At 62.1% G+C, this 14,121-nt stretch carries 14 protein-coding genes; 7 read left to right on the plus strand and 7 right to left on the minus strand.

Going from position 1 to position 14,121, the window contains the following annotated elements; all coding sequences use genetic code 11:
• The first annotated feature begins 13 nt into the window (after window positions 1-13).
• The 3 genes from nirJ to RJ527_11790 all read left to right on the plus strand — a co-directional run bounded on the left by nirJ (window position 14) and on the right by RJ527_11790 (window position 3,516).
• Window positions 14-1,219, plus strand: a complete 1,206-nt coding sequence (gene nirJ, locus RJ527_11780; GenBank protein WND74720.1) for a heme d1 biosynthesis radical SAM protein NirJ — start codon at window positions 14-16, stop codon at window positions 1,217-1,219.
• A 22-nt stretch (window positions 1,220-1,241) separates the two neighbouring features.
• Window positions 1,242-2,774 carry a cytochrome D1 domain-containing protein gene (locus tag RJ527_11785; GenBank protein WND74721.1) on the plus strand — a complete coding sequence of 511 codons (1,533 nt, stop codon included), beginning with the start codon at window positions 1,242-1,244 and terminating at the stop codon, window positions 2,772-2,774.
• 94 nt (window positions 2,775-2,868) lie between these two features.
• A complete protein-coding gene (locus RJ527_11790) occupies window positions 2,869-3,516 on the plus strand; it encodes a CbiX/SirB N-terminal domain-containing protein (GenBank protein WND74722.1) in 648 nt (215 codons plus the stop codon).
• Here RJ527_11790 and RJ527_11795 read toward each other — a convergent pair.
• The 4 genes from RJ527_11795 to RJ527_11810 form a co-directional block, all read right to left on the minus strand.
• Entirely contained in the window at window positions 3,513-4,520 is a 1,008-nt protein-coding gene (locus RJ527_11795; GenBank protein ID WND74723.1) for a glycosyl transferase family protein, read from the minus strand. The genes RJ527_11790 and RJ527_11795 overlap by 4 nt on opposite strands.
• A gap of 72 nt (window positions 4,521-4,592) precedes the next feature.
• Entirely contained in the window at window positions 4,593-4,973 is a 381-nt protein-coding gene (locus RJ527_11800; GenBank protein ID WND74724.1) for a cytochrome c family protein, read from the minus strand.
• Between the two features lie 549 nt (window positions 4,974-5,522).
• A complete protein-coding gene (locus tag RJ527_11805) occupies window positions 5,523-5,885 on the minus strand; it encodes a hypothetical protein (GenBank protein WND74725.1) in 363 nt (120 codons plus the stop codon).
• Window positions 5,886-6,104: 219 nt separating this feature from the next.
• Window positions 6,105-6,446, minus strand: coding sequence for an STAS domain-containing protein (locus tag RJ527_11810; protein ID WND74726.1), 342 nt, complete (start codon window positions 6,444-6,446; stop codon window positions 6,105-6,107).
• A gap of 161 nt (window positions 6,447-6,607) precedes the next feature.
• Here RJ527_11810 and RJ527_11815 point away from each other — a divergent pair, with 161 nt between their 5' ends.
• The gene (locus RJ527_11815) at window positions 6,608-9,019 is read left to right on the plus strand and encodes a SpoIIE family protein phosphatase (GenBank protein ID WND74727.1); all 2,412 of its coding nucleotides are present in this window, start codon (window positions 6,608-6,610) and stop codon (window positions 9,017-9,019) included.
• On the opposite strand, the gene RJ527_11820 is transcribed toward RJ527_11815, so the two are convergent.
• The 3 genes from RJ527_11820 to RJ527_11830 all read right to left on the minus strand — a co-directional run bounded on the left by RJ527_11820 (window position 9,016) and on the right by RJ527_11830 (window position 11,566).
• Window positions 9,016-9,378, minus strand: a complete 363-nt coding sequence (locus tag RJ527_11820; GenBank protein WND74728.1) for an STAS domain-containing protein — start codon at window positions 9,376-9,378, stop codon at window positions 9,016-9,018. The genes RJ527_11815 and RJ527_11820 overlap by 4 nt on opposite strands.
• On the minus strand, window positions 9,375-10,574 hold the full coding sequence (locus RJ527_11825; protein ID WND74729.1) for a hypothetical protein: 1,200 nt from the start codon (window positions 10,572-10,574) through the stop codon (window positions 9,375-9,377). The genes RJ527_11820 and RJ527_11825 overlap by 4 nt, the downstream gene beginning before the upstream one ends.
• Before the next feature lie 248 nt (window positions 10,575-10,822).
• On the minus strand, window positions 10,823-11,566 hold the full coding sequence (locus tag RJ527_11830; protein ID WND74730.1) for an enoyl-CoA hydratase/isomerase family protein: 744 nt from the start codon (window positions 11,564-11,566) through the stop codon (window positions 10,823-10,825).
• A 189-nt stretch (window positions 11,567-11,755) separates the two neighbouring features.
• Here RJ527_11830 and RJ527_11835 point away from each other — a divergent pair, with 189 nt between their 5' ends.
• The 3 genes from RJ527_11835 (at window position 11,756) to RJ527_11845 (ending at window position 14,111) form a co-directional block, all read left to right on the plus strand.
• A complete protein-coding gene (locus RJ527_11835; GenBank protein ID WND74731.1) occupies window positions 11,756-12,781 on the plus strand; it encodes an amidoligase family protein in 1,026 nt (341 codons plus the stop codon).
• The gene (locus RJ527_11840; protein WND74732.1) at window positions 12,778-13,446 is read left to right on the plus strand and encodes a type 1 glutamine amidotransferase; all 669 of its coding nucleotides are present in this window, start codon (window positions 12,778-12,780) and stop codon (window positions 13,444-13,446) included. Before RJ527_11835 ends, RJ527_11840 begins: the two co-directional genes overlap by 4 nt.
• A 101-nt stretch (window positions 13,447-13,547) precedes the next feature.
• Window positions 13,548-14,111 (plus strand): hypothetical protein, encoded by a 564-nt coding sequence (locus RJ527_11845; GenBank protein WND74733.1) that lies wholly within the window; start codon window positions 13,548-13,550, stop codon window positions 14,109-14,111.
• Window positions 14,112-14,121 lie beyond the last annotated feature (10 nt).

Consider the following 14,121-nt stretch of genomic DNA (forward strand, 5'->3'; position numbering starts at 1 on the left):
GGAAGGCTCAAAGATGTTCCGCATTACCCAGTACATGAGGGAGGTTCTTAACCCCACGCCGCTTGGCCCCAAGCGCAACCCGCCGGGCCCGGTTGTGATCTGGAACCTGATCCGGCGCTGTAATTTGACATGCAAGCATTGCTACTCGATCTCGTCCGACCACGATTTCCCCGGTGAGCTTACGACCGAGCAGGTCTATCGCACGATGGATGATCTTTGGGATTTCGGCGTCCGTGTGCTGATCCTATCGGGCGGCGAGCCGCTGCTGCGTCCCGACATCTTTGAGATTTCGCGCCGGGCAAAAGACAAGGGATTCTATGTCGGGCTGTCGACCAACGGCACGCTCATCGATGACGGCCTGATCGGCCCCATTGCCGACATCGACTACGATTACGTCGGCATCTCCCTTGACGGGATCGGAGCGACACACGATGCCTTTCGCGGCAAGGCCGGGGCGTTCGACGCATCGCTCAAGGCCGCGCGCCTGTGCCGTGCCGAGGGGCTGAAGGTCGGGCTCCGGTTCACCATGACGATGGATAACGCCCATCAGCTTCCCGATCTGTTGGCGCTGATCGAGGACGAGGACATCGACAAGTTCTACCTGTCGCATTTGAACTACGCCGGGCGCGGCAACAAGAATCGCGGGGATGACGCCCATTGGGCAATCACCCGGGACGCCATGGACCTGATGTTCGAGACCTGTCTGAAGGGGCTGAGATCGGGGCGCGACCGCGAATTCGTGACCGGAAACAACGATGCCGATGGCGCCTATCTCCTGCTTTGGGTTCGCCGGCATTTCCCCGATCAGGCAGATCACATCCGCGCCAAGCTGGAGCAATGGGGCGGGAATTCGTCGGGCGTCAATATCGCCAATATCGACAACCTGGGTGACGTCCATCCCGATACGTTTTGGTGGAACTACAAACTGGGCAATGTGAAGGACCGGCCCTTTTCCGAAATCTGGCGTGACACGTCGGATCCGATACTGGCGGGCCTCAAACGCCAACCCCGGCAGGTCGGGGGGCGGTGCGGCGCGTGCGGCTTCTTTGCCATCTGCGGCGGAAACACGCGCGTGCGGGCGATGCAGCTGACCGGCGACCCCTGGGCCGAGGATCCGGGCTGTTATTTGTCGGACGCGGAAATCGGTGTCGAGGCCACGGGCGCCCGGGTCATCAACCGGCCGTATCGAAAGGGGGACCATGCCAATGCGGTTCTCTAGAGTGATCGTCTTATCGGCGACCATGGCGCTGTCGGTGGCGGCGCTTTCGGTATCGGCATCGGCTGACCCGGCCCTGATTCTGTATCAGCAGCATTGCGCCGCGTGTCATGGCGACGACCGGTTGGGGGGCATCGGCCCGGCATTGTTACCCGAGAATTTGAAGCGCCTACGCAAGAACGCCGCTGTGGCGACGATTTCGAAGGGCCGGCCGGCATCCCAGATGCCAGCCTTCGACAACCAGTTGAATGACGATCAGATATCGTTGCTCGCCGATTTCATTTATCGCCCGCTGCCCGAGGTGCCGACCTGGGACATGGCGCGGATGGCGGCGTCGCAGGTCATCCACAATCCGGTCGAAACCCTTCCGGCGGAACCCGTACACACGGCGGACCTGATGAACCTTTTTACGGTGGTCGAGACGGGCGATCACCACGTGACCATTCTCGACGGAGACCGGTTTTCTCCGATCTGGCGCTTCAAGTCCCGGTTCGCCTTGCATGGCGGTGCCAAATATTCACCTGACGGACGGTTCGTCTATCTCGCTTCGCGGGATGGTTGGGTTTCCAAATACGATTTGTGGAGCCTGAAGCCCGTCGCCGAAATACGCGCCGGCATCAATACCCGCAACATTGCCGTGTCGGGGGACGGGCGCTTCGTGATGGTCGGCAACTTCCTGCCACATTCGCTGGTGGTTCTGCGGGCCACCGACCTGTCGCCGCTTAAGGTGATCCCGGTCATTGGCAAAAAGGGCGACTCTTCCCGTGTCAGTGCTGTCTACACGGCGCGGCCCAGGGAAAGCTTTGTCGTGGCGTTGAAGGATATTCCCGAGGTCTGGGAAATTTCTTACGCGGACAGTCCACGCCCCGTGCCCATGGGATTGGTCCACAACTATCAGCCGGGAATGGAGGAGGGGGCTTTCGACCGAGGGCCTTTTCCCGTCCGCCGCATCGTGCTCGATGATTATCTGGACGACTTCCTGTTCGATCCCGAATACCGAAACTTGATCGGTGCTGCCCGCAACAGCAAGAACGGCCAGGTCGTGAACCTGAATGTCGGCCGTAAGGTCGCCGACTTGGCATTGACCGGTCTGCCGCACCTGGGGTCGGGGATCGTGTTCGACTACCAGGGAGACAAGGTCTTCGCCACGCCGCATCTGAAGGATGGCGCGGTCAGTGTGTTCAACCTGGAAACCTGGCAGAGGGTCAAGCGGATAGAGACGCTGGGTCCCGGGTTTTTCATGCGCAGCCATGAGAACACGCCCTATGCCTGGGTCGATGTGTTCTTCGGTAAGGACCGTGACGCCGTTCATGTGATTGACAAGCGAACACTAGAGATCGTGAAGACCCTCCGTCCGGCACCGGGCAAGACGGCGGCTCACGTGGAGTTCACGAAGGATGGTCGGTTCGCGCTGCTCAGCATTTGGGACATGGAAGGGGCGCTCGTGGTTTACGACGCGGCGACCCTGGAGGAAGTCAAACGCATCCCCATGGTCAAACCGTCCGGGAAATATAATGTCTATAACAAGATCACGCTCTCCAGCGGCACCAGTCACTAAACCCGACGCGGTTTCGGCCGTTGGGGTTCTGCTGGTCGGGCACGGCTCGCCGTCCCGAACCGGGCCGGCGCGAACGCTGGCCGGCCATGCTCGCGTGCTTAAACGCATGGGGCGATTTTCCACCGTTCGCCATGCGGTGCTTTCCGGCGGCCCGGACCCCGCCCGTGAGTTGGCGGCCATGGTCGACCAGGGCCGTGTTCTGGTTCTGCCGATGTTCATGAGTGATGGCTATCTTGTCCGCCATGTTCTGCGTGAGCGCCTGGGGTCTGGTGGTGATAGGCCTGGTGTTCATGTCTGTCCGCCGATCGGGCTTGCCCCGGAACTCGTAAACTTGATCGTCGAGGTGGCGGAGGAGATACGGTCTGTCCGAGGGTGGTTGCCGAACGCCTGGGACCTCATGCTGGCCGCCCATGGATCGACCAAGGATCCGGCGTCACGGCATTCCGCGGACACCCTGGCCCGGAGCATGGCACGGGTGTTGACGGTCAATCGTGTGCGGACCGCGTTTTTGGAAGAAGCTCCCTTCCTTGCGAACGTGTCTGATCACCTGATCCGTCCGACCGTGGTGGTGGGCCTGTTTGCCGCCGGTGGGGGGCATGCGAGGGAGGACGTTCCGCAGGCCCTCAAATCGGCCCGCCAGCCGGTCGCCTATGCCGGGGCGATCGGCTGTGACCGCAGAATCCCGAATTTGATCGGGGCGGCATTGGAGCGGGAGTTGAGAAAGTCCGTCGCGGCGGCCTAGGCGAGAGCCCGTTCCTGCATGGGGCGATCGCAATGGCGCCGCCAAAGGGCGCGGGCGGAGACCATCGCTTCTTCCTGAGTGCATGCGCCATCCAGGCCCTTAAGGGCGATCGCCGCGGTGGCGATAATTGACGCCTCGGCGGCGGGGTGGTCGATTTCCCCCCGCCACAGTTTGGCGACCAATTCCGGGGTCAGGTCTTCTTCGCGCCACAGGAAAGCGGCGCCGTCAATAAGTGCGGGCCACTCTTCTTCGTCCGGCGTGCTGCCAGAAAGGATCGCCACGGTGCTGGCTTTGTATGGGTTGCGTTGCGCTTCGCCACCGATACCTTTGAACACGGCGGCTTTCGTCTGCCCCAAGACGCGCAAAGCTTCAATATGCAACGGCCGGTAGGGCGTGTGGACAACTCCGACCATGGATAGGGTGGCATCCAATGGGTTCAGATCGCGGGCGAAGGTGTTGGCGACGGAGCGCACGCCCAAGATCGGTTTGAGATGGAACAGGGCCTCGGTTTCGGGAGATAGGTCCTCCAAGCCCATATAGGCGAACCCGCTAGTTTGCAGATGGGCTTGCGCCTCGGACAGGGAGCCGGCGGCGACGATACCCAAGGCATCTAGGACCGGCCGGATCGGCGCGCAGTCCTGGGATTCACCGGCGATTCCGTGCATGAAAACGCGGATTCCGAATTTTGCCAGCAATAACGCCGCCAGGACGAACCAGGGCTGCTGGCGATGTTTATCTGCGTAACTGGGCCAATCAATGTCCGGCGCGATCGTGTCACTGGAAACCTGGATCCGGGCCCGAACGGCATCAACGAATCCGGCAAGTTCCTCGGCGGCTTCACCACGTTGGCGCAGGACCAGAAGAAACCCGCCCAAAGCCAAAGGGTCTGCCTGGCCATCCAGAATGAGGGTCATCGCCTCGGCCGCTTCCGAACGGGTGAGTGCACGGGACAATGACGGCCCACGACCGACAATCTTGGTGAACTCGGAAAATGCCGTCGCCATGGCTGTTACTTGTTTCTCCTGAACGCGGCGCCCGCACCGAACTCTGGGCTTTAAAACCCGCGAAGCCTGTCGTCAGCTTCCGTGTTGCTTCAAATATGCAATGACGTCGGCGCGCTCATCTTCCTTACGCAGGCCCGGAAAGACCATCTTGGTTTTATTCACCACGTCTTTGGGTTTCTCCAGGAATTTGTCCAAGGTGGATTCGTCCCAGATTAGCCCGGACTCCGCCATTGCGCTGGAATACTTGAAACCCTCGACGGCGCCCGCCTTGCGACCGACAACGCCGAAAAGGTTGGGGCCAACCTTGTTTTTGCCGTCTTTTTCGACGGTGTGGCAGGTCTTGCACTTTCGGAAAACCTTTTCTCCCTTGGCGCCATCGTCGGCATGGGCGACGTTCACGACAACGACTGCCGCCAAAAGGCCCGCAAAAACTCCACAGAGAGTGCTTTTCATGAAACTATTCCTTCCTGTTTTTTCAACCGTGCTGCCGCTCCTGGTCGTTCGAAGACGCGAAAAGACAAAGTCTTCCCCCTGCCGGAACCTGACGGCCTTATAACAATACGTCACCACCCATCGTCGGCATTAACCATGGTTAAGCGTGGCCCTCCGACGAACGGGCTCTTGTTCGTCGGGCTGGTTGGTGGGTGAATGATAAGCGGGCTACGAACCAACGAATCACTGTCAAAACCCGGAGCTTCCTGTGCTTTGAATTGTTAAGCAGAAAAGAAGTGATGATTTTTGACTCTCCGAAAATGAAAGCAATCAGGCAGCAAATTGTGCCGATTGAATCTTGCTACTGAAATTAAAAAAATCTCCATATTTCAATATGCGTTGGTCATTTTTGTTTAGCAAAATCTCAAAGCCGTAGCGCTCAATGCGAACCCATGGAAAGAAATTCAAATCCACGTCCGACAAATTCTTGAAAGATCGGGGGTCGTTCGGAACTTGACGCTCCACCAGCACAGGTGGCCAATGGCCGCCCTGTTTGTTTCTGTTGCCAGTTCAAAAATTCATTCGTGACCTGTCGAGTTTGTCCACATCAGAGAGCAGGATTCTTGTGAGTTTGATGACTTGGTTAATGTGGCTTCGGTCAATACGATCAGGTGCTCCGGCAATGTTTAACTCTGCCTGCTGAAGCGCCTTACGAAGGTTGGTCGTTTTCTCTCTCAGTTCTTTTCGTAGACGGGCTTCAGATAGATCAACGGGTGCTAAAACTCGCTCTGCCGATTCAACCATGGCAATTCGGGCGAAGCGACTTAGGAACATAATGTTCATTTGCCGCATCGCCGCGCGGATGGCGTCGTTCTGATCGGAAGAAACGCGGATCGATAAGATATGGTCTTTTATGTTCGACTTGCCTGTCATCGTGCTCTCCTTTGCGCAAAGCGCATCGAAAACCGCCGTCCGGGCGGCGCGGGATGAAACGCAAGTTGAAAGCAGGTAGTTGGAAGGGTGGCGGAATTCCGACGTTTTTCGGGTATCTCTTAATCAGCGGGTCGTAGGTTCGAATCCTACACAGCCCACCATTCTTCCCTTCCCCGAAATTCCAGATTGATGCCGCGCCGGTGACGGCGCCCGGCGGGTTCAGCCTTGGACGGCGGCAAGGGCTTCTTGTTCGGTGTCCTTGAGGGTCAGAATTTGCAGAAATCCGGAAATGGCGATCACTTCGCGGATATGCGGGTTCATGCCGAACATGGCGAAGCCGACCCCGCCCTTGGAGCAGAACTTGCCGGCCATCAAGAGGACGCGAAGTCCGGCGCTGGAGATGTAGTCGACGCCTGTGAAGTCGACCAGGGCGGGGCTGGGCGCGGTATTCAGCTTGCCAATCAGAATCTCTTCGAAATCACGGGCGGTTTTGCTGTCGATGCGGCCTTTGGGGCGCACGATCAACACCCCTGATACGGTTTCCGACGTGGTGTCCAACATCCAGGTTTCCTCCTCGCTCCGCCCGGGGGCGTCCGCCCCTTCGCGGTATTTATGGCAAAGGGTCCGGGCAAAGTCCATGGCGCCGCGCCGCGCCGAGGTCGCGCGTCCCGTTCTGTCCGGGTATAAGGGAATTCGGAGCGTTTCGTGTCGGAGGGGGATAAATGCGTATTCGCACCAGATTTACGCTCTTCACCATTGTGCTGTTGATCGGGGCGACATTGTCGACGGGCTTGATCAGCGGCTACGTCATGCGCGAGCGGGTACGCGCCCAGGCCCTTAATGAGGCCCGGGTCGTCGCCCAACTGCTGTCCCAGGCGGCGCGCAAGGCGATCGCCTTGCCGGAAGATCTCGAGGATACGATCGGCGACCTCATGATCGGCCATGCCAAGCTGACGGCGCGTTACGTGGCGGCGGCGGAAAAGGCGGGGTTCACCATCGACCGCATGATTTCCGAGCTCTACGACGTGACCACGTCGTCCCCGGTCAGCGAATTCTGGATCACCGACCCGGAAGGCAATGCCTACATCAACACGGAAGAAGAAGAGTTCCGTTTCTCCGGCGATCCGGACCGCAATCCCAATTCCTACATGTTCTGGCCGCTGATCACGGGTGACCGCACCCTGGTCGTCGGTAAACTGGGCGAGCGCGACGTCGGCGATGGGCGCTACAAGTACGCGGCGGCGGCCGGCATCGACAAGCCGCGCATCGTGCAGGTCGGGCTGAGCGCCCTCTATTTCGACGAGATTGCCCAGGCCGTCGGCCTGAAAAGCACCCTGGATGCGCTGATCGGGTCCAATCGGTTCACCGCCGTCTGGGCGTTCGACCTACAGGGCGAGGTCATCACCGGCGCCGAGCAAGGGGCATCCGACGAGGACGGCAAGCGGGCGTTCCGCGATCCGAACGCGGGCGAACGGGCGCTTGCCATGGCCTCCATCGCCAAAGGCGACGTGGTCACCGAAACCCTGGGTGAGGTCGTCAACGTCGCGGCGCCGATCCTCGGCCGTCTCGGCGATCCGGCCGGCAGCGCCGTGGTTCAATTCTCCCTGTCCCAGGTCAACGACGCCGTGCGTCAGAGCTGGATCGTCACCGCCGAGCTGACCGTGGCGATCGCCCTGATCGGCGTGCTTCTGGCATCTTTCGCCGGGCGCCAGATGTCGCGCCCGATCGAGGCCGTCAGCCGCGCGGTGCACGAGGTCGAACGCGCCCACGCCGGGGCGGTCGATCTCAGCGTCGTCATGGGGCGGACGGACGAGATCGGCACCCTGGCGCGCTCGATCACCGCTATGGCCAACCAGGTGTTCCAGCGCGAGGACGAGATGGAGGCGCTGGTGATGGCCCGGACCAGCGATCTGGCGGCCAAGAACGAAGCCTTGCAGCAGATGCACGAGCGCATCGCCGAGGAACTGAGGGTCGCCCAGTACCTGCAGGCTTCCATGCTGCCCGAGGAGTGGTCGCAGCAGCCTGACTTCGAAATTCAGGCAATGATGGAACCGGCGCGCGAGGTCGGCGGCGATTTCTACGACTATTTCACCATCGATCACGAACGCATCGGCATCGTTATCGCCGACGTGTCGGGCAAGGGAGTTCCGGCGGCGATCTTCATGGCCATCGCGCGGACCACCATCCAAGGCCTGGCCGCCACCGGCAACAGTCCGGGGCGCGTCATGCGTGACGCCAACGAGGTGTTGTGCGGGGTCAATCCGCTGAGCCTGTTCGTCACCGTGTTCTACGCGATGCTTAACCGGCGGACCGGGGAATGCACCTATGCCAATGCCGGGCATAATCCGCCCTACATGCTGCGGCGCGGCGGTGAGGTCTCGCCGCTGCCGACGACCAACGGGGTTGCGCTGGGCGTCATGGAGGGCCTGGACTATGCCGAGGCAAGCCTGACCCTGGGGCCCGGGGACTCTCTGTTTGCGTTCACGGACGGGTTCACGGAAGCGTTCGATCCGAACGGCGAGGAATACGGCGAGGACCGCCTGGTTCAGTCGCTGACGCCGGAAGGGCCGGATGTCCGGCCATCGGCGCGCCACGTCACGGAACGGGCGACCAGCGCGGTCAAGAATTTCACGGGCGACGCGGAGCAATCCGACGACCTCACTTGCCTGACCCTTCATTTTGTCGGGTTCTCGGATGCCAGCGAACAGATGAACGATCAAAACCTCGTGGTGCTGGTGAAGAACGATCTGGACGAAATCGGCCGTCTTGCCGAACAGGTCGAAGCATTCGGGGAGCTGATCGGTATGACGGCCAAGGAGGTTTTCGAGGTCAACATGTCGATGGACGAGATCATCACCAACATCATCTCCTACGGGTATGACGACGGCGGCGAACATCAGATCCTGGTCGAGATCACGCGCGACCGGAAGACGCTGTCGATCCTGATCGAGGACGATGGCAAGGCGTTCAACCCGTTGGCCGATGCGCCCGAAGCCGATACGGAATCCAGTCTTGAGGATCGCCAGATCGGCGGTCTGGGCATCCATCTGGTGAAAACGGTGATGAGCGACGTAATCTACAGTTGGCGCAACGGCCGCAACCGATTGGTCATGAAGAAGGAACTGGGCGTCTAATCCGGGGGATGGCTTCGTGCCTCTTGGCGCACCGCGGCGAAGGCCGCCGGCAGGTTGTCGTGGACATGCAGGATCGCGGTGAACCCGGCCATGCGCAGGACGTTGGCGATATTTGCCGTGGGCGCCGAGACGGCGAACGCGTTTCCCTTGGCGGCGGCGTTCTTGGCCGCGAACAGCAGGGCGCGTAGCGCCATGGACGAAATGTAGGTCGTCTCGCCCAGGTCGATGATCATCGAATTTCCCGACGCCAGGGCGTCGTTCACGGCGGCCTCCAACTTCGGCGCGGCGGCCGTGTCGAGCCGGCCCTTCGGTTCCAGGACAATGAGACCCCGTTCCGGCGTGCTGGTGAAAACGATCATGCGTGTTTGTCTACCGTGTTCGCCGGCGGCGCGAGGGCCAGTCGGGTCAACGTCTGTTCCAGGCGCTTGAGCACCTTGACGACATCGCCGGCAGACCGGCCCTGCGCGGCCTGCTGTAGGTCCTTGAACAAAATCTTGGAACGCTCGCGGATCGTCCTGTCCGCGGCGGCGTGCACACGGCCGTTGGTCATGGGATCGGCAAGTTGGCAAAACTCGTGGATGCGCTCGATCTTGGTCAGATTGATCTCGGCCGTTTCATAGACCAGTTCACCCGAAGCCGCCTGATCCGACAGGTCGCGGAACATCATCACCATCAGCTTTCCCATGGCGACCACGAAGCGGGTGATGGATTCACGTCCCCGACTTTCCAGGAATCCGTCGTGCGGCCCTTCCATGTCGCGCTCGTGATGTTCCAGCACGCGGGCCATCACGGCGATCAGGTCGTCGATCGCGGTCAACACGATGCCTAGGTCAAAGCGGTTCAGATTGTCGGGCCGCTGTAAAAAGCGGTCGACGGCATCGGAGGCGCTGTCCATGATCAGGCGGGCGGTCACCTTCTCGTTCTTCTCAAGGACGTCGGCGACCGTATGAATGCCGAGGTCCTGCAAGGCCCAGTACAGCACGTCCATGCGCAGGAGATCGGCCGACAGGCCGCGCAGGTCGGGCGGATCGGGCGAGGTCAGGATATCGTTGATCTGCCCCTGATAAAGACGAACCAGGTTGCTTAGGCGACGTTCCAGATCTGCCCGCCATTTCAGCGGCGCGCCGTGGCCGGTCAGGTCCTTGCAGCGCGTGGCCAGAAGTTGAAACAGCTTGGCCGCGACCGGGGAGTGGCTGCGGATCGACAGGTCAAGGGCCATCGCCCGGTCGGCGGTGACTTCGGGGACCGGCAGGGTTTCCTCGATCGCGCGGTTAAGACGCGGAATGAAATCGGCGCCGAACGCGCTGAACAGGCCGTCGGCGCAAGTCTGCGCATCGATCCAGGTGCGGTCTTTGTGCCCAAACGGGGCCGCCTTGACGAGGATCGCGATGCAGTCTTCGGTCTGGCGGTACAGGTCCTCGAACGCCTTTGGGTCGTATTTTTCCCGGCAGTCCTTGGCATTGTCTGCGGGCAGCACCCGGTCAAAGGCATTGCGGAGCGCGTGCAGCCGGCGCGTGACCTCACGCGGGTCCAAGGCGTCGAAATCTGCCTCCATGGGTTCCCCTCCGGGCCGGCGATGCGGCCATTCCCCTGCTTGTCCGGTCCTCGTGGCCGGGAAGACCGGATCAGCATCGCATCATATACGACAAACGAAGGGGATTCACAGTGTTCAGACCCTCGTGTGTCGCGCGGTTCGAGGCTCACAACACCTTGAATTTTTGCTGCGGCGCGGTTCTGGGAAACCTCCTGATCAGCGGGCTATCGCTTCGAATCCGACGCAACCCGCCATTCCTCCAGATACGCTTATTTTTTCCCGGCCGCCTTCAGGGCCTGTTCGCGGTAGGCCTGGATGCGGGCTTTCAGCCCGGGGACCGAGGCCGTGCGTGCGATGTCGGCCATGTCGCCGTCGCGGGTGTCGGTCGCCGTCACGCGGAACAGATCGGCCGTCGCCTGGGGGCTGAGAATCTGGGCCGCGGCGCCGGCATCGGCGGCAGCCTGGGGCCAGTCCGCCGCGTCGATCATATCCGTGGCGAAGCCGAGCCGCAGCGCCTCGGCCGCATCGAAGGTCAGGCCGGAATTCTGGATGTGGCGGGCCGCGTCCTCGCCGACACGGACCTTGAGCCGCCGGGTGCCGAGCACGATGCCGAAGCCGAGCCCGGGCATGCGGAATGACGTGCCGGGTGCCGCGATGCGCCGGCTACAGGCGCAGAACAGGTCGGCGCCCGCGCCGAACACCCGGCCATGGGCGAGCGCCAGCGTGGGGAACGGCGCGTGATAGACGGCCTGTAGCAGGGTTTCGATGCGGATCAGGCGATGAACCAGGTCGCCGTCCGTGACGCTGTCCAGGTCCGACAGGTCGAACCCGGAACAGAAGCTTTTGCCCTCGCCGCGCAGGACGATCAGCCGGGTGCCGTCGGTCGCGGCGGCCGTGACGGCGACGAGCAGGTCTTCGACCAGATCGGGGCCCAGGGCGTTCGCCTTGTCGGTCCGGTTCAGGGTGATTTCGGTGGCGCCGTCCTGTTTCGCGATGATGAGGTTCTGGGTCATGTCGTCGTCCTTGTGGTTCCGAAAGGCAGGGCGATCAGTTCGCAGATTTGCCGCATCCGGTCCACCCTTTCCTTGAGGGGCCGCGGGGCCAGCGCCCTGGTCCGGGTTGAAATCCGGCCGTGCAATCCCCATCTTAATTCATAAGGTCACAGGCTGCGCCCGTCGGCGCCGGCCAGTGACCGCTGTATCATGGCTGATATTTCCTCCGACATATTCCCCAACACCGCCCGGCGGCATCAGGTTCCGGCCGTGCCCCCGGTGACGACGACGGAGGCCGGAAACCTCCGCCGCGTCGGTGTCGAGATCGAGTTCGCCGGTCTGGACGTGCCCGCCGCCGCGAATCTGGTTCAGGCGCATTTCGGCGGCGACATATCCCGGGAAGACCCCCATCGCCTGATCGTCGGGAAAACCGAATTCGGCGATTTCGTCATCGAACTGGATGCCCAGGCCGTTCACAAGGGCGCCGACGGCAAGGAAGGGGAGGACAAAGCGCTTCTGTCCGAGGAACTGGACGCCGCCGCCCGCGAGGCGTTGGGCAAGGCGGTGACCGGAATCGTCCCGGTCGAGATTGTCACGCCGCCCATGCCCTGGTCCGATCTGGGCCGTCTTGGAGGCGTGACGGATGCCCTGCGCCGCGCCGGTGCCAAGGGCACGGACGACAGTGTGCTGTATGCCTTCGGCCTGCACCTGAACCCGGAACTTCCGGCGACGGATGCCGGCACGATCCTGCGTCACCTCAAGGCCTATGTGATTTTGGCCGACTGGTTGCGCGAACAGGTTGCAATCGACCTGACGCGTCGCCTGATGCCGCATGCGGACCCGTTCCCCAAGGACTATGTCCTGTTGCTGCTGGACCCGGAATATGCCCCGGACCTGGACAGGCTGATCGCCGACTATCTGGACCACAATCCCACGCGAAACCGCGAACTGGACATGCTGCCTCTGTTCCGTCACCTGGACGAGGCGGCGGTCACGGCGCGGCTGGACAACGACCTGATCAAGGCGCGCCCCACGTTTCATTATCGGCTTCCCGATTGCGCCCTGGGCGATCCGTCCTGGTCGCCCGTCGCCGAATGGAACCGCTGGGTCCGGGTCGAGGAACTGGCCGCCGATCCGGAGCGTTTGGCGCGGTTGGGCGCGGCCCTTTACGATAACCTTCGGCGTCCTGCCGCCGAACGTTGGTTGGACGAACTGCAAGACTGGCTTCAGGGATGACGGCCCGGCCCCGCATCGGCGTCACGGTCTCCGACCGCGGCGCCACGCTGACTTGGCTTGCCCAGTGGCTGGCGGTCCGGCGCGCCGGGGGGTGGCCCGTACGCCTGTCGGCGGGTGGCCGGACGGATACGGCCGGTCTTGACGGCATGGTGATCGGCGGTGGCGACGACATCGGGGCGGAGATGTACGGCGGCGAGGTGAAACTCGACCTGCGGATCGATCCGGACCGCGACCGGATGGAGCGGCAGGCACTGGACTGGGCGCTGCATGCGGATGTGCCGGTTCTGGGCGTGTGCCGGGGGGCTCAGATGATCAACATCCATCTGGGCGGCACGCTGCACCAGGATGTGTATGCCGCCTACGGGGGCCTTCCGCGTCTGCGCACGCCCTTGGCGCGAAAGCGCATCACCCTGGCGCCGGACAGCCGCCTGGCGCGGTTGATGGGCGAAGGGCGGGTCGCCGTCAACAGCCTGCACCATCAGGCGGTCAACCGTCTCGGCAGGGGGCTTCGGGTGTCGGCGCGGGATGCGCACCGGGTCGTGCAGGCGCTTGAACATCCGACGGCGGGCTTCCTGATGGGCGTGCAGTGGCATCCGGAATTCCTGGTATTCCGCCGCCGTCATCAGGCGTTGTACCGTGGGTTGGTCCACGCCGCAGGGAAATAAGGGGACAGGGGCAGGCCGGCAATAAAGTTCGGGGAGGGGTAACGAAAAGTATTGCGAATGACTCTCATTCTCATTATTTAGGTCATCGAGGAGACGCACTCATGACCGACCTGACACCCAAGAGGAACCTGTTGAACGCCGGTGAGGGACTTGTCCTTCTGGCAATCCGGGCGTGGCGGGGGGTTACCCCGGAAAGCACGCGTTCCGAAGGGCCGGGCCGGGCCGGCTCGGCAAGGGCCGAGGCCCAAAATGTTCCCTCTGCCCTTGCCGACGCCGTCGGTGCGTTCCTTGATACCTTGTGGCGCAACGATCCGTTCATCGTCCGTTTCAACCCGATCCCCAACAACGGCCTGACCCTGTTCGAATTGCAGGCCATTTACGCCCTCGCCGAATGGCGCAAGGGCAATCACCGCACGGTCCACGAATTGTTGGCCTGGTGGTTCCCCGATACTCAGATCGCCCATGGCCGGGCGCTGCTGGCCGAGGTGTCCGAGGTGCTTGACGACCTGGGCATCAAGTTCCAGCCCAGCAAGTGGGTGCATGCCCATTTTCTGGGGCCGCGGCCCCGTCGCGACGGCCCCGGGTCGATCGTTCCGACCGGCACGCGTCTGGCGCCCCCGGGGGTTCTGTGGGCTGCCCGGCGGTCGAACCGGACCCTGCACTGATCACTTCCCC

The sequence above is a fragment of the Thalassospiraceae bacterium LMO-SO8 genome (genome assembly GCA_031655335.1).
Classification (GTDB): domain Bacteria; phylum Pseudomonadota; class Alphaproteobacteria; order Rhodospirillales; family Casp-alpha2; genus UBA1479.